This window comes from Pseudomonas sp. HP_01, assembly GCF_055284355.1.
Window position 1 is genome coordinate 1 of record NZ_JBTOPV010000002.1, and the last position, 19,481, is coordinate 19,481.

20 protein-coding genes, 1 tRNA gene, 1 rRNA gene and 1 pseudogene are annotated in these 19,481 nt (G+C 60.4%); 8 read left to right on the plus strand and 15 right to left on the minus strand.

Annotation, left to right across the window (positions count from 1 at the left end; genetic code table 11):
- A 5S ribosomal RNA gene (rrf, locus tag ACYAR8_RS02395) occupies positions 1–92 on the plus strand; the annotation flags it as partial.
- A 174-nt stretch (positions 93–266) separates the two neighbouring features.
- Here rrf and mksF read toward each other — a convergent pair.
- The 3 genes from mksF to mksB are packed head-to-tail and all read right to left on the minus strand — an operon-like array spanning position 267 to position 5,072.
- Positions 267–3,101, minus strand: coding sequence for an Mks condensin complex protein MksF (mksF, locus tag ACYAR8_RS02400; RefSeq protein WP_463578991.1), 2,835 nt, complete (start codon positions 3,099–3,101; stop codon positions 267–269).
- Positions 3,098–3,805: an Mks condensin complex protein MksE gene (mksE, locus tag ACYAR8_RS02405; RefSeq protein WP_122536222.1), complete on the minus strand. Its 708-nt coding sequence runs from the start codon at positions 3,803–3,805 to the stop codon at positions 3,098–3,100. Before mksE ends, mksF begins: the two co-directional genes overlap by 4 nt.
- Positions 3,795–5,072, minus strand: coding sequence for an Mks condensin complex protein MksB (mksB, locus tag ACYAR8_RS02410; protein ID WP_463579073.1), 1,278 nt, complete (start codon positions 5,070–5,072; stop codon positions 3,795–3,797). The genes mksE and mksB overlap by 11 nt, the downstream gene beginning before the upstream one ends.
- A 144-nt stretch (positions 5,073–5,216) precedes the next feature.
- Here mksB and ACYAR8_RS02415 point away from each other — a divergent pair, with 144 nt between their 5' ends.
- Together ACYAR8_RS02415 and rimI are read left to right on the plus strand one after the other, a co-directional pair.
- Positions 5,217–6,023 (plus strand): energy transducer TonB, encoded by an 807-nt coding sequence (locus tag ACYAR8_RS02415; RefSeq protein ID WP_463578992.1) that lies wholly within the window; start codon positions 5,217–5,219, stop codon positions 6,021–6,023.
- The gene (gene rimI / locus ACYAR8_RS02420; RefSeq protein ID WP_074883905.1) at positions 6,016–6,468 is read left to right on the plus strand and encodes a ribosomal protein S18-alanine N-acetyltransferase; all 453 of its coding nucleotides are present in this window, start codon (positions 6,016–6,018) and stop codon (positions 6,466–6,468) included. The genes ACYAR8_RS02415 and rimI overlap by 8 nt, the downstream gene beginning before the upstream one ends.
- A 56-nt stretch (positions 6,469–6,524) precedes the next feature.
- Here rimI and ACYAR8_RS02425 read toward each other — a convergent pair whose 3' ends face one another.
- Entirely contained in the window at positions 6,525–6,938 is a 414-nt protein-coding gene (locus ACYAR8_RS02425; RefSeq protein ID WP_463578993.1) for a serine kinase/phosphatase, read from the minus strand.
- A 160-nt stretch (positions 6,939–7,098) separates the two neighbouring features.
- On the opposite strand from ACYAR8_RS02425, the gene can reads away from it, so the two are divergent.
- The gene (can, locus tag ACYAR8_RS02430; RefSeq protein ID WP_065991764.1) at positions 7,099–7,740 is read left to right on the plus strand and encodes a carbonate dehydratase; all 642 of its coding nucleotides are present in this window, start codon (positions 7,099–7,101) and stop codon (positions 7,738–7,740) included.
- A 121-nt stretch (positions 7,741–7,861) separates the two neighbouring features.
- Here the strand turns inward: can and ACYAR8_RS02435 are convergent, their stop codons facing one another.
- The 3 genes and pseudogenes from ACYAR8_RS02435 to ACYAR8_RS02445 form a co-directional block, all read right to left on the minus strand.
- Positions 7,862–9,028 carry a hypothetical protein gene (locus ACYAR8_RS02435; RefSeq protein ID WP_463578994.1) on the minus strand — a complete coding sequence of 389 codons (1,167 nt, stop codon included), beginning with the start codon at positions 9,026–9,028 and terminating at the stop codon, positions 7,862–7,864.
- A 121-nt stretch (positions 9,029–9,149) separates the two neighbouring features.
- A complete protein-coding gene (locus tag ACYAR8_RS02440; RefSeq protein WP_425438842.1) occupies positions 9,150–10,013 on the minus strand; it encodes a methyl-accepting chemotaxis protein in 864 nt (287 codons plus the stop codon).
- Positions 10,008–10,877: pseudogene (locus ACYAR8_RS02445) on the minus strand (MCP four helix bundle domain-containing protein); the annotation flags it as partial. The pseudogene ACYAR8_RS02445 and the gene ACYAR8_RS02440, both read right to left, overlap by 6 nt.
- Before the next feature lie 176 nt (positions 10,878–11,053).
- On the opposite strand from ACYAR8_RS02445, the gene ACYAR8_RS02450 reads away from it, so the two are divergent.
- Together ACYAR8_RS02450 and ACYAR8_RS02455 are read left to right on the plus strand one after the other, a co-directional pair.
- A complete protein-coding gene (locus tag ACYAR8_RS02450) occupies positions 11,054–11,290 on the plus strand; it encodes a BrnT family toxin (RefSeq protein WP_463578995.1) in 237 nt (78 codons plus the stop codon).
- Positions 11,287–11,568 carry a BrnA antitoxin family protein gene (locus tag ACYAR8_RS02455; protein WP_463578996.1) on the plus strand — a complete coding sequence of 94 codons (282 nt, stop codon included), beginning with the start codon at positions 11,287–11,289 and terminating at the stop codon, positions 11,566–11,568. Before ACYAR8_RS02450 ends, ACYAR8_RS02455 begins: the two co-directional genes overlap by 4 nt.
- 13 nt (positions 11,569–11,581) lie before the next feature.
- On the opposite strand, the gene ACYAR8_RS02460 is transcribed toward ACYAR8_RS02455, so the two are convergent.
- From ACYAR8_RS02460 to ACYAR8_RS02480, 5 genes are all read right to left on the minus strand, one after another.
- On the minus strand, positions 11,582–12,232 hold the full coding sequence (locus ACYAR8_RS02460; RefSeq protein WP_463578997.1) for an HD domain-containing protein: 651 nt from the start codon (positions 12,230–12,232) through the stop codon (positions 11,582–11,584).
- 128 nt (positions 12,233–12,360) lie between these two features.
- On the minus strand, positions 12,361–13,248 hold the full coding sequence (locus ACYAR8_RS02465) for a metal ABC transporter substrate-binding protein (protein ID WP_463578998.1): 888 nt from the start codon (positions 13,246–13,248) through the stop codon (positions 12,361–12,363).
- 27 nt (positions 13,249–13,275) lie between these two features.
- Positions 13,276–14,145 carry a metal ABC transporter permease gene (locus ACYAR8_RS02470; protein WP_463578999.1) on the minus strand — a complete coding sequence of 290 codons (870 nt, stop codon included), beginning with the start codon at positions 14,143–14,145 and terminating at the stop codon, positions 13,276–13,278.
- Positions 14,142–14,894 carry a zinc ABC transporter ATP-binding protein AztA gene (gene aztA / locus ACYAR8_RS02475; RefSeq protein ID WP_074883921.1) on the minus strand — a complete coding sequence of 251 codons (753 nt, stop codon included), beginning with the start codon at positions 14,892–14,894 and terminating at the stop codon, positions 14,142–14,144. Before aztA ends, ACYAR8_RS02470 begins: the two co-directional genes overlap by 4 nt.
- Positions 14,891–15,028 carry a hypothetical protein gene (locus ACYAR8_RS02480; RefSeq protein WP_158273366.1) on the minus strand — a complete coding sequence of 46 codons (138 nt, stop codon included), beginning with the start codon at positions 15,026–15,028 and terminating at the stop codon, positions 14,891–14,893. The genes aztA and ACYAR8_RS02480 overlap by 4 nt, the downstream gene beginning before the upstream one ends.
- 182 nt (positions 15,029–15,210) lie before the next feature.
- On the opposite strand from ACYAR8_RS02480, the gene ACYAR8_RS02485 reads away from it, so the two are divergent.
- Positions 15,211–15,819, plus strand: coding sequence for a flavin reductase family protein (locus ACYAR8_RS02485; protein ID WP_074883922.1), 609 nt, complete (start codon positions 15,211–15,213; stop codon positions 15,817–15,819).
- Positions 15,820–15,900: 81 nt separating this feature from the next.
- On the opposite strand, the gene ACYAR8_RS02490 is transcribed toward ACYAR8_RS02485, so the two are convergent.
- Together ACYAR8_RS02490 and ACYAR8_RS02495 are read right to left on the minus strand one after the other, a co-directional pair.
- On the minus strand, positions 15,901–17,481 hold the full coding sequence (locus ACYAR8_RS02490) for an aldehyde dehydrogenase (NADP(+)) (RefSeq protein ID WP_074883923.1): 1,581 nt from the start codon (positions 17,479–17,481) through the stop codon (positions 15,901–15,903).
- A 141-nt stretch (positions 17,482–17,622) separates the two neighbouring features.
- Positions 17,623–18,327, minus strand: coding sequence for a hypothetical protein (locus tag ACYAR8_RS02495; RefSeq protein ID WP_074883924.1), 705 nt, complete (start codon positions 18,325–18,327; stop codon positions 17,623–17,625).
- Positions 18,328–18,516: 189 nt separating this feature from the next.
- Between ACYAR8_RS02495 and ACYAR8_RS02500 the strand changes: the two genes are divergently transcribed.
- Complete coding sequence (locus tag ACYAR8_RS02500) at positions 18,517–18,861, plus strand: hypothetical protein (protein WP_074883926.1); 345 nt, start codon at positions 18,517–18,519, stop codon at positions 18,859–18,861.
- A gap of 121 nt (positions 18,862–18,982) precedes the next feature.
- On the opposite strand, the gene ACYAR8_RS02505 is transcribed toward ACYAR8_RS02500, so the two are convergent.
- Positions 18,983–19,059, minus strand: a tRNA-Met gene (locus tag ACYAR8_RS02505).
- Positions 19,060–19,481: the final 422 nt, after the last annotated feature.

The window sequence follows — 19,481 nt, forward strand, 5'->3', positions numbered from 1 at the left end:
CCACCTGATCCCATCCCGAACTCAGCAGTGAAACGATGCATCGCCGATGGTAGTGTGGGGTTTCCCCATGTGAGAGTAGGTCATCGTCAAGATTAAATTCCAAAACCCCATCTGCGAAAGCAGATGGGGTTTTGTTTTTTGTGCGCGAAAAAGTTCCTGGCCCCGCCAACCGCCAACCGCCAACCGCCAACCGCCAACCGCCGCCAATCAGCGCCCACAAAAAAGCCCCGCATCGCTGCGAGGCTTTTTGCTTTCGAGTGGTTTAATTACTCGCTAAGGGTTTCAACTGCTTTGGCTACGTTTACCGGAGCTGCCTCGTCACGACGCTGAATGTACTTCCAGTCTGCCTCGTCGATATAGATCCCGGCAGGGCCGCTGCCGCCTTCCAAGTCAATGGCCACATGGGCCGACACTTGTGGCTTAACGCTCGCCAGAATCGGTACAAAGCCCAGCTGCAAACTTGTCTCCAGCAGCGCGGCCTGGTTTCTCTCATCGATGTCAGCGGCTTCGTCGAGGTAGTAGGGCAGACGAATCCGTCCGGCCTGCTCACGATCCATAAGGTGCAGCAAGAGGTACATGTTGGTCAGTGCCTTAATGGTCATGGTCGTCCCGTTGGACGCCGCGCCATCAATGTCGGTGTGGATAACCGGCTGGCTGTTGACCTTGGTGATTTCGAACGCGAGCTCGAACAGGTCTTTAAGACCGAGCTGGTTGTGGTTAGCCGCAACCAGGCGGGCCAGATATTCCTTGGCTTCCTCGTTCTTGTTGTCCTGCTCGGCGCTCTGGCTCAGATCAAACACCGACAGTGTCTCGCCCTCTTCGTACTGACCGGCGCTGTGGATGATCTGGTCGATGTGCTTGAGCGCTTCCTTGTTCGGCGCGAGGACAATGCGGAAGCTCTCCAGATTCGACACCTGCCGGCGGTTAATCTCTCGATTGAACAAAGCCAGTTGGTGTTCGAGGCTGTCGTAGTCGCTGCGGATGTTGCGTAGCGTCCGCGCGATGTCGGTCACAGCAGCACGGCGTGCCTTGCCCAAAGTAAGCGCTTCATCAGTGCGGTGCGCGTACGCGTTGATCAGCAACTGCAGACGCCGCTCCATGTCGTCTTCGCTGTCAAACTTCGCAACGCCTTTCAAACGTACTTGCGCGTATAGCGCTTCGATCTGACCATCGCAGCGCAAGAGTCCCTGCCAGCTGTCCTGATAATCATTGAGCAGCGGCAGCAGGTTCTCCAGTGAGTCGTCGACCGGCTCCATGAACGGTGTGCCAAATGGCAGATCGGCGGGGAGCAGCTGACGACGACGCAGTGCGTCATCCAATGTGCGTTGCTTGGATTCGAGATCACCGATCTGACGACCGATCAGCTGCAGCTTGGCTGAAAGCTGTTGAACGCGCTCGGTGAACGCATCACTGGCCCGTTTGAGTTCGTCTTGCGCCGCTTCCATCTGAGCCAACTGCTCAAGCTTCTCGCCCTCTTCGGCGCTCAATGTTTGAGCGCGGCGGAAGTCCTCGAGCGCCTTCTGCGCATCCAGCACCTGTTGGTACAACGCTTCCGTCTGGGTCTTGCTGGCCGCGCGGTCAGCTGCGACGGCTTGTTGCGTCTTCAGTTGCTTGAGCTCTTTCTCCAGGCGCTCTTTCTGATCGCGCAGCGCCGCGCGGTCGGCCAGCGCTTGCAGGGCAGGGGGTTCGATGTTTGACAGATTGACGGTGAGGCCGGGCACTTCGAAGCGCTCGCCTTTGAACCCGTCGAGAATCGCTTCGAGGGATTTGACCCACGCATCGCCATCATCCAGCGCGATGCCTTGCTCACCCAGTGGCAAGCTGAACAGCGCGCTGTTGAACAGGCGCATCAGACGCTCTACATCAGGCTGCGAGAACTCTTCGCGCAGGCGGGCATAGCTGTTGTTGTCCGCATGATCGAGCTGTTGTTTCACTGATTTCAGGCGTTTTTCCAGATCGCGCAGGCGCTCATCCAGATCCTCGGCGCTGAATTGGCGCGACTGCGCAAGCGCACCGGCCAGCTCATCATGGGCATCCTTGGCAGCCAGTAGCTGCTGTTCCAGAACTCTTACGTCGTCGACCAGCGCAAAGCGGTTCTTCAGGACTGCCAGTTCGCCGATCCAGCGCTGGATGTTGCTGATCTCGCGCTCCAGGCGCATCAATTCTTGCGTGCCGCCACGCTGATCGTTCTGCAGCGAATCCTGTTCGTTACGGTAGTGCTCGCTCTGAATGACCAGCTCTTCTTTGCGCGCATTGGAATAGTCCTGCCATGTGCCGAGCAACGAGTCGAGCAACGGCGACAGGCGATGCAGCTTGCCGCGAAGGATGTCGCGCTGTCTGACGCCATTGGCCAGTGCTTCGACCAGCGGGCCGGCGAGGACCAGTGCGTTGTAGTCCTGCTCCATGCGTCGTACGTCGCGGAAGGCTTCTTCACATGCGGCGATGTAATCGACGCTGCCGGAACGCAGGCTGTGTTCGAACGCATCGAGAAACAGCTGCTTCAATTTGGCAGCGGTGATCTCGCGCATGTGCAGCAAGTTGATGAACAGCGCGCGGAAGGTCTTCAGGCTCTGTTCACTGGTCGAGCGCAGGGGAATCAGCGTCAGGTCCAGCGGAATCGACGTGTGGCCACCGACGAGCAAGCGGCGCAGTTCATCGGGCTTCAGCTCATAGGCCTTCAGGCCCTGGCTTTCCAGATTGGCAAACAGCTCCTTCTGGCGCAGGCAGGTGTCGTTCTTCTGGTAGTGAGCCAGGTCCAGCTTGCCGGCATAGGCGAAGAACTGGTGACCGAAACCGCCGCCCGGGCCACGACCGACCACGCCAATGACATGGGGGCCGTGGGGCAGGGAGACTTCGACGAGGATGTAGCTGGTGTCGGAAGCGAAATAGAAGCGGCGCGATTGATCAAGGCTGTATTTGCCGAAGCTCATGTCTGACATGCGCGCCAGAATCGGGAACTGCAAAGCGTTGATCGACGCACTCTTGCCCAGGTTATTCGCACCATAGACCGAGAGCGGATGCTCCAGTGGAAACAACCCGAGGCTGTAACCGGCCGTGTTCAGCAGCGCGAAGCGGCGTATGCCGTAGCGTTCCTGGCTCATGCGTCATGCTCCTGTTCTTCAGCGATCGCCCGGGCTAGCGCTTGCTCTTCGGTTTCTGCGGATTCATCGAATTCGGTGAGGTCCAGCGGATCGTCGGTTTCCAGCAGTCGCTCATCGCTGTCTTCGTCGATCAACACCGGGGCCGGTAACGGCAGGGCGCTATGCAGGCTGGCCGCCAGATCACGGTCTTGCTGCACGGACAGGCAGACGTCGAGGAAGCGATGCATGGGCGGCAGGAAGCGATAGATGCCCACTTCTTCTGCAGCGAATCCCAGTTGGGTCATGCGGCGCATGATTTTTTCTTCCAGCTCTTCCTGGGTCTGTACTTCAGCTTGCAGGAACAGATCGCGGTACTTTTCCAGCAGCGAGGGCAATTCGTCACGGCCCAGGCTACCGCCATCCAGCACGGCAACCGGGTCGCGGCCCTGGTCGGCCAGGTGCTCGACGAGGATGAATGTGAACAGCGCCAGACGTTGGGCCGTCTTGTTGACCTGCGCGGCCGCCAGATCAGGCACGAAGTAGTAGAACCCACGTGTGTCGCAGACCAGTTCGAAGCCCAGCGCCTTGAACAGGCCGCGGTACTGGTCCTGAAGATTCGACAGTTGTGCGTACAACTCGGGGTCGCGGCGGCTGACGTGGTAGCCCTTGAACAGCTCGCGGAAGATCGGCGCCAGCTGGGTCATTTCGGATAGATCAAGATGCATGGGCGGTGCCCTCGGAATTCTCTGGGGTGGCGTCTTTGCTCGAGAGCAGTGCGAAGGAGCGCAGGCTGACGCGGTGCTCCTGTGTCAGGTATTCGCGGCGCTCAAGGCGCTCGCGCTTGAAGCGTTTGTCCCGCGACAGGCGCGAAAACCAGTACAGCAATTCGTCGGTCGCGCCGGTGGGCTCCTGCTCCAGCAGCCAGACCATCAGATCCGGCATCGGCAGGGCGTCTTCGCAGCGCTCGACCATCTCTTTGACCGTACGCGGCGCGCGAGGCGGCTCGCCCTTGCGGGTGATGTTGGCCTTGGGGAAGTGCGCGGGCTTAGGCTCGAAGCGCGCCAGCGCATATACGTACGCTTCAACCTGATTTGCACTGCCGAGGAACGTACTTTGCGGACGGGTGAACATCGGCATAGCCGCTTGCGGCACCGCGTCGATCCCCCGCCGACGAATCGCCGACAGCGCCAGCGCTGCGCCCCGGGTCACGGCATTGTGGCGACGCGCTTCCTCACGCAGCGGCAGCAGCAATTCACGCGCATGACGCAGGGTCAGTTGCGCGCTGGTCTGCATTTCGAGGATCCGCGCGTGGGTGCGCAGCAGCATGTCGTCGTCGACCAGATGGCCGAGACGTTGCTGATCGGTGAGCATGCGCAGCAGCACGTTCTCTACCTTGCGCACGCCCTGTTCGAAGGCGCCATCGGCATTGACCAACTGGATCATCGGCTCGACGTATTCGTCCCAGGTTGCCAGCACCTCCGCGTAACGCTGACGCAGCGGGATCTGTCGATCACTGGTCTTGGCGCGCTCCGCCACGGCGACCAGTGCCTGCTCATCGTTGGCGAGCTTCTTCAATACATCGCGCACGCGCATGTCGAGCAGGCGCAGTTGCCGCGCCAGGTCACTGGCGTCGCGGGCGTCGAAGGCTTCCTGTATGTAGCCAGCCAGCCGTTCGAGGTGGCGCAGGTACGCTTCGATTTCCAGGCACAAGCCCAGCCGGTGCTCGCGGCGCAGGTACGAGAGGAAATCGTGGATCTGCGCGTTCAGCTCGAAACGGTTCGGGCTTTTCGCCACCGGGACCAGAATGTCGAGCCGAATCCAGACGTCCAGCAGAGTGGTGATGTCCTGGGGCGTGCTCTCCAATTGCTGGGCCGCCAGCTGCAAGCGCAGTTCGCTCAGGCTCAGAGTGCCTTGGTCGAAGTGCTCGCAGAGTGGCTCGAGAAGCGCCCAGTGTTCGGCAAGGGCGCGCAGGACGCGCTTAGGTTCGATCATCGGATGGTCGCTGACTGGCAAATAAAAGCGGCGATTGTACTGCATCGCCGGGCTCGTTTTTCACCCTCAGTCGATCAACAGCGGCGGGAAGCAGTGAAGGCCTGTAGAATCTCCCGCCTGACTTTATCCACAGGTAGCTGACCTTTGCTCAACGAGCCTCGCCGTCGCGCTTATCTGACCGCCATGCAGGTGGTCAGCTGGCTGCCGCGCACTGAATTGCCTTTCGCCGCGCCGTCGCGCCCCGAGCTGCTTGCGCCCGTGCCGCAGGTAGTGGATGCGCCCGCGCCGGTTATTCAGGCGGATGCGCCACGCGCGCCGGAACGCGACTCGCCACCCGCTGCCCCCACGCTTGTTGCGCGTACAGTCGAGCGGCCGAAGATCGATATACCCCGACCATCCAGTGCGCCCAAGCCAAAAGTCGTGCAGGAAGAAGAACGTGCGCCGGCCGTGGTGAAAGCGCCGGTTGTCCCGCCTCCACGTTTTGCCCTTCAGCTGTTGCGCGCCGGGAGCTGCCTGCTGCTTGTAGAGCTGGTGACCGGCGAGCCGTTTCAGAGCCGCGACCCTTCCTATCTGTTGCTCAAAGACATGCTGCGCGCCGCCGGTTTGCCGGACAGCCCTCAGATCATCGGTGAGCCTGTGCGCTGGCCGCTATTGGTGCGCGGGCAAATGGATCAAGGGCCGGAAGCCGCGCGGGATTTCGTCCAGGGCTTTCTGTATGCACGCGTCGAAGAACAACCCTGCGCCTGCCTGTGGCTGATCGGACTTCCGGCGCTGCGGTTTGCGGCTGAAACGGATGCTGAATCTTTCAATCTCGAACTCCAGGTCGACGGCCTGGGCTTGGCCTGGGCGCTGCCGGGTCTGGAATTGTTGATGGACGAGCCGCAGCGCAAGGCCGAAGTGTGGCGCTCCATGCGTCAGTTGATGGGCCGTTGGAAGACCGTAGATGAATGACGCAGTAACGTTTCGCCGCATGACTGAAGCTGACCTTGATGCCGTCCTGAAGATCGAATATGCCGCGTTCAGCCATCCCTGGACGCGGGGCATTTACCTCGATGCGCTGAAGTCATACGAAGTCTGGCTGATGTTCGAAGGCAGTCAGCAAGTAGGGCACGGTGTGATCAACGTGATCATTGATGAGGCGCACTTGCTCAACATTACGGTCAAGCCAGAGAGCCAGGGACGTGGGTTGGGGCTGGTGCTGCTTGAGCACCTGATGAAGCGCGCCTACGAAATAAATGGCCGGGAATGTTTTCTTGAGCTGCGAGACAGCAACCGGTCGGCGTATCGCTTATATGAGCGCTATGGCTTCAACGAAATAGGCCGACGTCGGGATTACTACCCAGCAGTGGGCGGGCGTGAGGACGCGGTCGTCATGGCCTGTACGCTGTTCGAATAAATCAGAGGCCGTCGTGGGGCGAACCAGGTTCGCTCCCACAACACTCAAGCCGCTGATCAGACGCCAGGCTTGCCATCCAGCGGATCGAGAATAGCCATTTCTTCTTCATCCAGGCCATCGCCACCGCCGACGTCATCTTCATCGACAATGCTCAGGTCCAGATCAGCCGGGCCATCTTCGCCGGCTTCACGGGGCGAGCGCGCGCCGTCTTCACGGATCAATGTTTCCGGGCTCATGTCGTCGTCGGTCGGGTTGTGATCTTCGGTAGAGGCACCGGTCAAACCGGCTTCACGTGCACGTTCATCAGGAATCAACGTGTCCAGCTCATCTTCAGGGATGACATCGCCAATGCGCCCGCTCGGCTCATTGTTGTCGTTGAAGTTGAGCTCTTCCATTGATCCCATGCGGTCTTCGTTGTCATCGATGGGCTCAGGTTGAGTGGCATCGAATGGACGGCGTGAATCGTTCATGGCAAATCCTCAGTAATGTCGGTCCTAATGGGTGGACCGGACGACATGGCGAAGATTCCATCCACTTCCTGATCGGTGCCGCCGATGGGGCGATCACCGCGCGTGACCTGAAGCGCCGAGACCCAGTCATAGCTGAGCATCATTTCCGAGGCATCAACGCATGAACGAACTACAAGACTTGATCGACAACAACGAACGTTGGGCTGCCGCCATCAAGGAAGAAGACCCCGAGTTCTTTGCCAAGCTGGCGCGCCAGCAGACGCCGGAATTCCTATGGATCGGTTGTTCGGACGCCCGTGTACCCGCCAATGAAATCGTCGGCATGCTGCCGGGGGATCTGTTCGTGCACCGCAACGTGGCTAACGTAGTGCTGCACACCGACCTTAATTGCCTGTCGGTGATTCAGTACGCCGTCGATGTGCTGAAGGTGAAACACATTCTCGTTACCGGTCACTACGGATGTGGCGGCGTGCGCGCTTCGATGCAGGATCGCCAGTTCGGCCTGATCGACGGCTGGTTGCGCACCATTCGCGACCTGTACTACGAAAACCGCGAGCTGCTGGCGAAACTGCCGACTGAAGAAGAACAGGTCGACCGGTTGTGCGAGCTGAACGTGATTCAGCAGGTCGCCAACGTTGGCCATACCAGCATTGTGCAAAACGCCTGGCATCGCGGGCAGAAGTTGTCCGTCCACGGCTGCATCTATGGCATCAAGGACGGGCGCTGGAAAAGTCTGAACGCGACCATCAGCGGCCCGGAGCAATTGCCGCCGCAGTATCGGTTGCGTCCGCAGGGGGAGTGATCGAGTAGGGCAAGCGTCCATCAAGGTGTAGGAGTGAGCTTGCTCGCGATAGCGTCAGTCCAGTCACATCTGTGTGCGCTGAGGACATCGCGAGCAAGCTCACTCCTACAGGATCGATGCGTTAAAGCTGAGCGCTCTTCATCTGGGGCAGCGGCTTCTGCAGCTGCTTGATCTGCCGCGACACCTCGCCCGTCCGGCATTTCGCGGCCGCCTGATCCGGCGTCAACTTGCGGACCGTGGTGAAGAACAACTTGCAGGTCTGAACCTTGTTGGTCACCTGCCAGTTGGTCGTGCACTGGTTCAACAGCGCCGCCGGATCGGTTGCCGGTTTCTGGCCCATGCCGGCCTGCCAGCACGCCGCGCTCAGGTCCTGGCCCATGACCTTCAAACCGGCTTCATCCGCCTTGGCTTCGTCCCCGCCGTAATTGCTTTTGTCCGCTGCATTCCAGATATAGCTCGGGTGATTCGAACCCAGCACCGCGACGCTTTGCCCACTGGCCGGGCTGATGCTACCCAAGCCCAACACCGGAACCGTCACGTTGTACTGCTGCTTCAGCCAGGCGCGCACCGGGGCACCGAACGCGACCATCGGCAGCGATGTGCCCGCAGTACTTTGAGTGAGCTGCTTCACCATGCTGGTCTGGTAATCGGTGAAATAGCTGTAAACGTTTTCGAGGTCCTTGCCGGCGTTGGAGGGCGCAGCAATCGGCGCGATGTCGATGATGGTCTGATAGGCCGGCGTCTGCTCCTTGGCGATGCCGTTCTCCGTGAGCAGCTCAGACCAGCGGTCGGTAGTGGCCGAGAACAGATAGTCCTGAGCCTGAGTCAGCGAGTAGTCCGGAGGGAAATGCAGCAGCTCGACGCTCTTGCGGTTTTCCAGCGCCATGCCCAGCGGCAAAAACAGATACCAGTTGTAGGCGAATTTGCCATCGGCGTTGAGTTTGCTTGCGCCGGCGTAGGCCAGGTCGCCGGCGTCGAGCAGCGCTGAAAGTGGTTTGTCGTAGCCGTCCGGTACGCCGGTGATGTCGGCGTAGATCACATCGTTGTCATTGTGCACCGCGACCTGGGCCACGCCGTAGCCATCACGCTGCACGCTTTGCGTGAGGTAGTGCTCGATGGTCTGTTCCAGCGTCCAGTTTCGGAAGCAGATGACATTGCAATTATTCGGGTAGGCAAACAGGTGCGTGACGCGCTCCTTGCTCCCCAGTTTCACGTTGACGTCAGCCTGAGCGTTGAGGCTCAGCGTCAGTACAGTAAGGGCGATACTCAGTGCAGCTGTTTTCTTCATGCTCATGTCCTTGTTGGCGTAAACACCCCTCTGCGTGGGTGGTGTTTCGATAATGAAACACTTGGACAAGGCTGGGAATGGGCTGGGAAGGCCGCGGTGACATTTTTCAATGGCGCCCGCCTCACAACACGAACCGCTGAACCACCGTGTTCAGGTCGGTTGCCAGCATCGACAGCGCATTGCTCGCCACCGTGGTTTGCTGCGCCCCCGACGCCGATTGCGTTGACAGGTCGCGAATGCTGCTCAGGTTGCGATCAACTTCGTTAGCCACTTGCGCCTGTTGTTCGGCGGCGCTGGCGATCAGCATGTTCCGGTCGCTGATGGTCGAGGTTGCGCTGATGATGACGGTCAGTGCGTGTCCAGTGGCAGCGGCCTGCTCCAGAGTCAGATTGGCCTGAGCAGCGGTGACGCGTAACGTTTGCGCGGTTTCCTGGGTGCTTTTCTGTACATCGTTGATCAGGGTTTCGATCTCGGTGGTCGACGCGCTGGTGCGTTGAGCGAGTGAGCGCACTTCGTCGGCGACCACAGCGAATCCACGACCTGCTTCGCCCGCGCGTGCAGCTTCGATGGCGGCATTCAGTGCAAGCAGGTTGGTCTGGTTGGCAATCGCGCGAATGACTTCGAGGATCTTGCTGATGCTCAGCGTGCGCTCGGCAAGGCCATCGGCCTGGTGAGAGGAATCAAGAACGTTGTCGGTCAATTCCTTGATCGAATCGATGGTGCCGGTCAGGCGCAGGCGCCCCTCGGCGGCCGCTTCGTTGGACGCCTTCGATTCGATTGATGTGCTGCTGGCGTTGTCGGCGACTTCCCCGGCAGCCTGACTCATCTGGTTCACGGCAACCGCCGCCTGCTCGATCTCATCGTTCTGCAGTTGCAGATTCCTCGCGCTGGCCTCTGCGATCGCGCCCATCTCCTGAACTGACTGGCTTAGCTGGCCCGCTGCGGCGTAAATCTGATCGATCGTGCCATGCAGATTGGCGCGCATCAGGCCCAGGGTCTTCAGCAGTTGAGCCGTTTCGTCCTTACCTTCCGGAATCGGCTGCGGGCTTAGATCTCCCTGGGCAATGGTGCTGGCGATGTGCAGCGACTGACGCAGGGGGCGGATGATGCTCAGGCTCAGTCGCCACGCGAGCAGCAAAGTGAGCACCAGCGCCACCGCGATGGCGCTGACGGCGATGATGCGGGTCTGCTGGAAGCGCGCGCCGGCGGCATCGACGGCGCCCGCCGCACTTTGCTTGTTCAGCTCGCGCAGCAACTGCACCTGCATGTCCATCAGGTCACCCTGCAGGCTCAGCGTGGTGTTGAGCAGCATGCGCGCGTCGTCCAGTTTGCGTTGTTCAATCAGCGCGATTTCGTCGTGTAGCCCCGGCATGAAGGCGCCATAGGCGTCTTGAAGCGCCTTGATGGAGTCCCGCTCGGTGCTGTCAGTGGCGTGGGCGAGATAATCGACGAAGCCTTTTTCGACTTCGTTCTTCAACTGCTCGACATTGATCTTGCTGGTAACCACCGCGCCGGGGTCGTCGGCATTGGCAATCAGCCTGGCGCTCTCGCCGCGCAATTTGATCAGGTCGATGGCGATTGCGTCGGCCATGGCAATGCTGGGCAACGACCCACTCTCCACCGCTTTTCCCTGATCGCGGATGCTCTGCATCTGCAACAGGCAAAACACACCGAGCCCGACCAGCAGCAGCGCAGTCACGCCGAAGCACAGCACCAACCGCTGGGTAATCCTGAAGCGACGCAGGAAAGCAGGCCTGGAGGACGGACGGACTACACGACGCAATAACCTTTTCACTGCCACCCATCCCATCGACGAAAAACCGGAGAAATGGTTATAGAGGTGTTCCATGATGTCTTTGTGACATTGCCGGGAATGTTTCGGAATTGTTGCGGTAGGGTCAGCTGATGAAAGCGAGCATGACGTCAGCGGGGATACGAGTGGGCACTGGCAGCGCGGATTGTGGGATACGTCCTTACGTGTCTCGGAGACCTTGTTGCGTTATTTTCTGTACATACAATAATTCAATGCAGATAATCTTCGACATCGCAAAACGCGACATCACCCTTCTTAAGCGTGGCCTCGACTTTGGGGATGCCGGGTTGGTATTCGCCGGCAGGCATTTGACCAGCGAAGATTGCCGGCAGGACTACGGGGAAACCCGATACATCACGATCGGTGTGTTGTCAGAACGGTATGGTGGTATTGGTCTGGACGCCGCGCGGCGCGGCTCGCCGTATCATTTCCATGAGAAAAGCCAATGAGCGTGAACAAAACCTCTACCGGCATCGACTGGGTTGATCCCGACGATGCCCCCGAATTGTCAGATGCATACTTCGATCATGCTGATGAGTACATGGGAGAACAGCTGGTCAAGCGTGGCCGACCTCGTGCGGCGGTTCTGCGAGAGCGGATTACCATTCGCCTGGAGCACGACGTGGTGGAGCAATTCCGTGCGTCAGGACCGGGCTGGCAAACGCGTATGAATGCCGCGCTGGTCGACTGGCTAAAAACCCATGAGCCATCTGAAATATCGCTATGACCTTCCAGGCACCCTAAGCCCCAATCTCCTCCATAAACTCCCTCAAGAACCGCTCCGCCCGGGCATGCCTGACCTGCGCCATATGGCGGCCCGCGGCCGTTTTAAACCCCTGCGCCAGGGTGAAGATTTTGGTTGTGAAGTGATCGACGGCGAAGCGTTTGTCGTCCAGGTCGCGCTGTTGCGCCTGCGGGTCGACCGGATCGTAGAGATGGCTGCCCATCCGCCCGGACACGTAGAACAGCCGCGCCACGCCAACCATGCCGAGGGCGTCGAGACGGTCGGCGTCCTGCAGGATTTTTGCTTCCAGCGAGGTCGGCGTGATGTCGGCCGAATAGCTGTGGGACTCGATGGCGTGTGCGACGGCCTGGGTGCGCTCCTCGTCCCAGCCCATTTCGGCCAGTAGCTCGGTCGCTTTTGCCGCGGCCAGACGCGAGGCGCTTGAGCGAAAGGGCGAGTTCTTTTCCACCGAAACGCAGTCGTGGAGCAGGGTGGCGGCGAGCAGGACTTGATGATCACCGCCCTCCGTGTCACGAATGGCGCAGACGTTGCTCCAGACTCGGTGCAGGTGGGAAACGTCGTGGGAGCCGTCGAGCCTTTCCGCCACGGTGTGGGGAATCAGCAGGTCGGCGAGGGACTGAAAAGGGGCGAATGAGAGAGCGGTCATTGATCATCCTGTCGATGTCGGCGGACGGTGCGCCAGCATACAGATTGACCCGCACCAGCGCGGCCGGTTCGCTGATCTCTGCCACGCACATCGCGCAGCAGAGATCAGTCAGCCGTTGCGGCGTTGCATCACTGGCCTTTCATGGCCGCTGTCAGCTTGTCCACGTTGTAGCGAAACATCGTCACGTACGTCGCCGCCGGGCCGTCTGTGGGCGACAGCGATTCCACATACAGCTCGCCGCCCGGGTGCGCGCCGCTGGCTTTGGCGATCTGCTGCACCAGGCGCGGGTCGCCGGAGTTCTCGAAGAAGTAGGCGCTGACGTGCTCCTTTTTGATCTGATTGATCAGCTTGCCGACGTCAGCGGCAGAGGCTTCGGTTTCAGTGGAAAAGCCCAGTGGCGAGAGAAAGGTCACGCCATAGGCGTCGCCGAAATAGCCAAAGGCGTCGTGGGACGTCAGCACCTTGCGTTGTGCGACCGGGATGGTGCCGATCTGCGCACGGGCATAAGCGTCCATGTCCTGCAGTTGGGCGATGTATTTCTCACCGTTGGCTTTGTAATCGGCGGCATTGTCCGGGTCGGCTTTCTGCAGGGCCTTGATGATGTTTCTGACGTAAACGACGCCGTTTACCGCACTGTTCCAGGCATGGGGGTCGGTGATCTTCTTGCCGTCTTCTTCCATGCTGCGGGTCATGATCCCGTCAGAGAGCACGACAGGCTGGCCTTTGTAGCCGGAGGCGGTAATCAGCCGATCCAGCCAGCCCTCCAGATGCAAGCCGCTGACAAATACTACGTCGGCTTTTTTCAGCGCCTGGGCATCATTTGGCGTGGGCTCGTAGACATGAGGATCGCCATTGGGCCCGATGAGCGAGGTCACGTGGACGTGATCGCCACCGACGTTGTGCACCATGTCGGCGATGACGGTGAACGAGGCGACGGTTTCCAGGGTTTTTGCCTGGGCGAAGTTGGCCAGGCCCGACAACGCCAGTGCGGCGGTCAGAAGCGTGAAACGTTTCATGGTGGTTTCCTTGCGGTAAGAGGACGATCAGCCGGACAGATGAACCCTCGGGAACAGCCGGCGTACAAAGCCGCTGCGTCCAAAGAACAGTGAGAACCCGTAAAAGACGCTGGCGGTAAGCACGATGGCCGGTCCCGAAGCGACGCTGGCGTGGTAGGAGACGATCAGGCCGATGAAGCCCGAGAGCGTCGCCACGGCGGTCGAAATTACGATCATGCCGGTGAGCGAGCGAGCCCAGAACCGCGCGACGGTGGCGGGCAGCATCATCATGCCGACGGCCATAAGCGTGCCCAATGCCTGAAACCCCGCCACCAGATTGAGCACCACCAGCAGCAGAAACAGCACGTGATACAGCGAACCCCGGCCCCCCACAGCGCGCAGAAAACCCGGGTCGAAGCATTCGAGGATCAACGGGCGGTAGATCAACGCGAGCAGAATCAGGGTGAATGAGGCGATGCCGCCGACCATGAAAATCGCCTGATCGTCGATCGCCAGAATGGTGCCGAACAGCACGTGAAGCAGGTCCACGTTGGAGCCGTGCAGTGAGACGATCAGCACGCCGGCGGCCAGCGATGTCAGGTAAAAGCTGGCGAAGCTGGCGTCTTCACGCAGCGTTGTGTAACGGCTTACCAATCCTGAGAGCAACGCCACGGCGAGACCTGCGATCAGGCCGCCGAAGCCCATCGCCGGGAGTGACAATCCGGCGAACAGAAACCCCACCGCAGCACCCGGCAACACCGCGTGACTCATGGCGTCCCCCACCAGGCTCATGCGCCGCAGCATCAGCAGCACACCGACCGGACCGGAGCCGATGCCCAGCGCCAGACACGCCACCAGGGCGCGGCGCATGAAACCGAAATCGACGAAGGGCTGGATCAACAGGCTATAGAGCGTCACAGCGTTTGCTCCCCATCGGCGTCGCACGGCTGTGCGTCAGGGTTCCAGTGTTCGGCCATGTTCTTGGCGCGGCGCAGGTTGTCGTCGTTGAGGATGTCGGCGGTGTCGCCCCAGGCAATGATTTCCCGTGCCAGCAGCAGCGTGCTCGGGAAATGCTGACGCACCTGCTCGATGTCATGCAGGACGGCGATGACGGTGCGCCCTTGGCCGTGCCAGGTGCGGATCAATTCCAGCAAGTCCCGCGTGGTGCGTGCATCGATGGCGGTGAAGGGCTCGTCGAGCAGAATCACCGAAGCGTCCTGCAATAAAAGCCGGGCGAACAGCACGCGTTGAAACTGACCCGACGACAGCGAGCTGATGCTGCGTTGCTCGAACCCCGCCAAACCCACGGCCCCTAACGCCTCCTGTGCCTGTTGAGCGTGCTTGCGCGTGGCGCCGCGGAACGCGCCGATGCTGCGCCATGCGCCCATCATCACGGTGTCGGCCACGCTGAGCGGAAAGCTGCGGTCGATCTCGGCAGCTTGTGGCAGATAACCGATGTGCCGCGTTGCCAGCTGGTTGCGCTCGACGCGCCCCGCGGCGGGTTTGAGCGTCCCGGCGATGGCTTTGATCAGCGTGGATTTACCGGCGCCGTTCGGCCCGACGATCGCCGTCAGGCTGCCCGCCGCGAATCGGCCGTTCGCGTGGTGCACCGCTGGCCGGCGCTCATAGGTGAGCGTCAGGTCGTGGAGGTCAATGGCGGCACTCATGGAATCGCCACCGCCCAGGCAACGCCGATCCACAGCAGCACCAGCACGGCGAGGGAAATCATCACGCGTTTGCCAGCCGATTGAGCCAGAGCGGACGTTGCAAGGGAGGGGGAAAGCCGAGAGTCGCGTTTCACGTAAAGGACTGCCTGAAATACTTTGTTATAGTATTACATCACCTTTGGCTTGATCTGCAAAGCGCGATTTGGGTGAGTTTCAGGCAGGCGACAGTTTCCTTCATGCACGGGAGGGTGGCGTTCCACCGCTGCGATAAACCCTGTAGTTTTCGATCACTTTTCTCTTTGCCAGGATAATCTCCATGACCGTTTCTCACCGGCGTCCGGTACCTCTCGCCAAATGCTACCGCTTGCTCAACCATGGCCCGACGGTCTTGATCAGCGCTGCCCACGACGGCCAACGCAACATCATGGCGGCGGCGTGGGCGATGCCGCTGGACTTCCAGCCGCCGAAAGTGACTGTCGTTCTGGATAAGTCCGTATGGACGCGGCAGTTGCTCGAAGGCTCCGGCACGTTTGTGATCAACGTGCCGACCCTCAGCCAGATCGATATCGTCGAAACGGTCGGCTCGACCTCGGGGCTGGACATCTCCCAAGAACAAGGCCTGGATAAATTCAAGGCTTATGGTCTGGAGACCTTCGCGGGCTCCCACGTTGAAGCGCCCCTGCTGGAAGGCTGCGCAGGCTGGCTGGAGTGCCGATTGATTCCCGAGCCGCACAACCAGAGCGCGCACGATCTGTTCATCGGCGAAGTGGTCGCGGCGTGGGCGGATGAGCGCGTGTTTTCCGAAGGGCACTGGCATTTCGAGGGGCATGACGCGCTGCGGACGATTCACCATGTCGCGGGCGGGCATTTTCTGGTGATCGGCGATGGCGTGGAGGGCAAGGTGCTGCCGCGATCTGCCGACTGATGATGCCTCGCTTGCCATGACCGCGCCCCTGATTGGAAGGAGCGCGGTGACGCAGGTTCCGTCGCCGGACGTGGATGCAGCTCAGTCCTTTGACAGTTCGCCGTTCACCAGCCGCCAGGTATTCAGCGGATTGCCGGCTTTCAACGCAGGCGGTAGCAGCGAGTCCGGCACGTTCTGGTAACACACGGGACGCAGGAATCGATCAATGGCCGTCGCGCCTACCGAGGTGCTGCGACTGTCGGAAGTGGCCGGGAAAGGCCCGCCGTGGACTATCGAATAACTCACTTCGACGCCGGTCGGGAAGTCATTGAACAGAATCCGTCCCGCCTTGCGCTCCAGGATCGGCAGGAGCGACTGGGCGGTGGCTTCGTCGCCGTCGTCGAACTGCAGCGTCACGGTCAGTTGCCCGTCGAAGCTGGCAGCGACCTTCTGCAGATCGGCAACGTCGGTGCAGACAATCAGCAGCGCGCTTGGTCCGAAGTTCTCGTCCTCCAGCGCAGGGTTGGCGAGGAAGGTGGCCGAGTCGGTACGGAAAAAAGCCGGGCGTGCCTGGAATGAACCTTCGGCCTCCTGACCTTCCGCCACCAGCGTTACACCGGACGCGCTGTGCAGATTATTCAAGCCGTTGCAGTAAGCGCCGTGGATATTTGGCGTCAGCATGGTGGTCGGTAGTTTGTCAGACAACGCCTTGGCCGAGGCCGACACGAACGTCTCCAGCGCGTCGCTTTCCAGTGCCAGCAGGATGCCGGGATTGGTGCAGAACTGCCCCGCGCCCATAACCAGCGATTCGACAAAACCCTTGGCGATGGCTTCGGCACGGGCCAGCAAAGCAGCCGGCAGCAGGAACACCGGGTTGATGCTGCTCATCTCGGCATACACCGGGATCGGCACCGGACGCGCTTGAGCCGCTGCCACGAGCGCCAGGCCGCCACGGCGGGAGCCGGTGAAGCCCACCGCCTGAATCAATGGGTGGCTGACCAGCGCCTGGCCGACGGCAATGTCCTTGTCGATCAGCAACGAGAAAACGCCCTCCGGCATGCCCGTGTCGCGCGCCGCTTTCTGAATCACGCGTCCCACCAGTTCGCTGGTGCCCAAGTGAGCCGGGTGCGCCTTGACGATGACCGGGCAGCCAGCCGCCAGCGCTGAAGCGGTGTCGCCGCCGGCGACCGAGAAGGCGAGGGGGAAGTTGCTGGCGCCGAACACTGCCACCGGGCCAAGGCCGATGCGCCGCAGACGCAGGTCGGCGCGCGGCAGTGGCTGGCGCTCCGGCATTGCGGTGTCGACCACGGCACCGTGCCAGCGGCCATCACGCAGCAGGCTGGCAAACAGTTTGAGCTGGTTCACCGTGCGCATCCGCTCGCCTTCAAGGCGTGGCTTGGGCAGGCCGCTTTCGACATGAACGCGCTCGGTCAGCACATCGCCCAGGTCCAGAAGGCCTTGGGCGATGGCTTCTAGAAAGGCGGCGCGTTGATCGTCACTCAATTGCCGGTAGTGATCGAATGACGCCTCGGCCAGTTCGCACGCAGCGTTGACGTCTTCCAGCGTGCTGGCGCCAAACGACGGTGCCAGGGGTTCACCCGTGGCGGCGGCGAGGGCAAAAACCTCTCCGGCCTGGCCCCGCACAGCGCGTTGTCCGATGATCGTTTCACCAAGAATCTGCATTGCTCAACACCTCTCGAGGGCGGCGACCGTCAGTTGGCACCGCTGTGGCCAGCCCTTGAGGTTACCTCATGGCGCTGCGATCGCCACCGGTCCGGGTGTTGAGCTTGCTGCGGCGCCTTTGGCCGCGCTTATTGCTGCAGCTTATTGCTGAACGACGCTGAATCCTTCAAACGCAGTTTGCTGCTGGATCGCGCTGACGATGTTCTTGCGCGTGGCGGGCTGCTGGTTACCGTCCTTGTCCACGAACACCTCGCTCTGCAGCTCGGCCTCCTCGCCTTCACCGACGAACGAGAAACCCAGGAATTCAAAGGCTTCCCGGTCCGCGTTGGCTTTCGAGCGCGGCGTACGCAGGGGCAGGGTGACGCTGGCGCCGTCCTTGCTGATGACGAAAACCTCGGCTTCCTTCTTCGGCCGTGCCGCTTTGCTCTTGCCGCCGCTCGGGTTGCTGACCGCTTGATGCGTCTGGTTGAGCACTTTCAACGCCAGGCTGTAGACCAGCTCCTGGAAACTCGGGTCGTCCTTGTAGCTGGAGAGAATCCGGCTGATCGGAAACTTCGCGCTCAGGTCTTCGAGTGCGGCCATGTCGGCGGCTTCGGCGTCCTTGAGCTGTTTAAGCTGACCCATCAGTTCGTAGGCCTGGTCATCATCGAATCGGTCATGGGCGGCGCGTATGGCCAGGCGCAGATCGCGAATCTGGTCGCTTTCCTTGGCGCTCTGAAACGCGTCGAGCACCATCTCGCTGATGGTTTTGGCCTGTGGCACATGTTGTGAAAGGTTGATGGCTTCTTCGTAGGCTTGCTTCGACGACACGGCGTTTGCCGCCGGATCGGTATGGGAATCAGACATTGAACATCCACTGCTTCGTTAACTGGGTTTGAGGCGCGAAAAGCCCGGGGCGTTTCGAGGGGCGTAATCTATTGGACGAGAGCGCCGTTGTCACGGATTGCCGTCTTCGCCCGGGCCACAGGGCAACATCCAGCCGTCTTGCCGCATGCGCGCTACGCTATGAGTTCATCGAGCCACAGGCGCCGGACCATGCGAAAAATCTGGGTGCGTTACATCGATTTGCTGGAACACGATCTCAGCACGCAAATCTTCGACAACATCAAAAACCTGCTGGTGTGCGCGCTGTTGTTCGCGGCGGGCACCAGTGCGTTGAGGGCGGATTACCACCAGTTCATCGGTGTACTGGTGTCCGGCGCTACTGGATGGGGGCTGATTGGCGTGTCCGCCGTGCTGATGTTCCTGAACGTCAGCGACGGCATTCGCAGGCTTGGCAAGCTGCGCTACCACGTGGCGATTCAGATTCTGGTGTCGCTGGTTTATCTGCTGATCGCTGCCAGACTGGTGGAAGTGGTCTGGGCGTTTCGGGCTGGTTGAGGGGAGGTTGGCCTTAAGGTGCACCACGGAGCAGGGTTGATGACGTTCCGAGACAAATCTGGTTGAAACCTAAACGCCAGAAACAACAAAGCCCGCGCAAGGCGGGCTTTGTTGAGGTACTTGGTGGCTACACAGGGACTTGAACCCCGGACCCCAGCATTATGAATGCTATGCTCTAACCAACTGAGCTATGTAGCCAAGTGGCGCGCATTATTCGCTCAGATCGAATATGTGTCAAGCGTCTCTTTGAAAAAAATTATCCACGCGATCAATCGGTTAGCCTCCCGCACCGTCAACCATCCTTCATCCCCGCACCTCGGTGACAGTTTCACTGCTCACGATGAGTGCTTTTGCCCCACTTTCGAGCACCCGGCGTGCACTCTGCCGGGTCTCGTGCCCGGTTTGATGGCCTCGTGCTATCGGTCCGTTTTTTGCTTATGCCTGCCGCAGCGCTGCCGATATGGATGTAGGCAGCTGCGGATTTCGACAAGCCATAACGCGGCCCTGGTTCAAAAGATGGGCGGTTATCGTTTTCAAAACACAGACATGGCATTTTGCCGGTAAAAATGTAAGGCAGCGCAGCGATGATCATGGGTCGTGCAGCGGTTGTCGGTGAGGAG

Bases quoted from the DNA above. Each gene is read 5' to 3' on its own strand.
- mksF (WP_463578991.1), bottom strand. From the start codon at position 3,101: ATGAGCCAGGAACGCTACGGCATACGCCGCTTCGCGCTGCTGAACACG.
- aztA (WP_074883921.1), bottom strand. From the start codon at position 14,894: ATGAGTGCCGCCATTGACCTCCACGACCTGACGCTCACCTATGAGCGC.
- ACYAR8_RS02495 (WP_074883924.1), bottom strand. From the start codon at position 18,327: ATGTCTGATTCCCATACCGATCCGGCGGCAAACGCCGTGTCGTCGAAG.
- ACYAR8_RS02440 (WP_425438842.1), bottom strand. From the start codon at position 10,013: ATGCGCGCCAATCTGCATGGCACGATCGATCAGATTTACGCCGCAGCG.
- rimI (WP_074883905.1), top strand. From the start codon at position 6,016: ATGAATGACGCAGTAACGTTTCGCCGCATGACTGAAGCTGACCTTGAT.
- ACYAR8_RS02435 (WP_463578994.1), bottom strand. From the start codon at position 9,028: ATGAAGAAAACAGCTGCACTGAGTATCGCCCTTACTGTACTGACGCTG.
- ACYAR8_RS02460 (WP_463578997.1), bottom strand. From the start codon at position 12,232: ATGACCGCTCTCTCATTCGCCCCTTTTCAGTCCCTCGCCGACCTGCTG.
- ACYAR8_RS02425 (WP_463578993.1), bottom strand. From the start codon at position 6,938: ATGAACGATTCACGCCGTCCATTCGATGCCACTCAACCTGAGCCCATC.
- ACYAR8_RS02450 (WP_463578995.1), top strand. From the start codon at position 11,054: ATGCAGATAATCTTCGACATCGCAAAACGCGACATCACCCTTCTTAAG.
- can (WP_065991764.1), top strand. From the start codon at position 7,099: ATGAACGAACTACAAGACTTGATCGACAACAACGAACGTTGGGCTGCC.
- ACYAR8_RS02465 (WP_463578998.1), bottom strand. From the start codon at position 13,248: ATGAAACGTTTCACGCTTCTGACCGCCGCACTGGCGTTGTCGGGCCTG.
- ACYAR8_RS02500 (WP_074883926.1), top strand. From the start codon at position 18,517: ATGCGAAAAATCTGGGTGCGTTACATCGATTTGCTGGAACACGATCTC.
- mksE (WP_122536222.1), bottom strand. From the start codon at position 3,805: ATGCATCTTGATCTATCCGAAATGACCCAGCTGGCGCCGATCTTCCGC.
- ACYAR8_RS02490 (WP_074883923.1), bottom strand. From the start codon at position 17,481: ATGCAGATTCTTGGTGAAACGATCATCGGACAACGCGCTGTGCGGGGC.
- mksB (WP_463579073.1), bottom strand. From the start codon at position 5,072: ATGATCGAACCTAAGCGCGTCCTGCGCGCCCTTGCCGAACACTGGGCG.
- ACYAR8_RS02455 (WP_463578996.1), top strand. From the start codon at position 11,287: ATGAGCGTGAACAAAACCTCTACCGGCATCGACTGGGTTGATCCCGAC.
- ACYAR8_RS02485 (WP_074883922.1), top strand. From the start codon at position 15,211: ATGACCGTTTCTCACCGGCGTCCGGTACCTCTCGCCAAATGCTACCGC.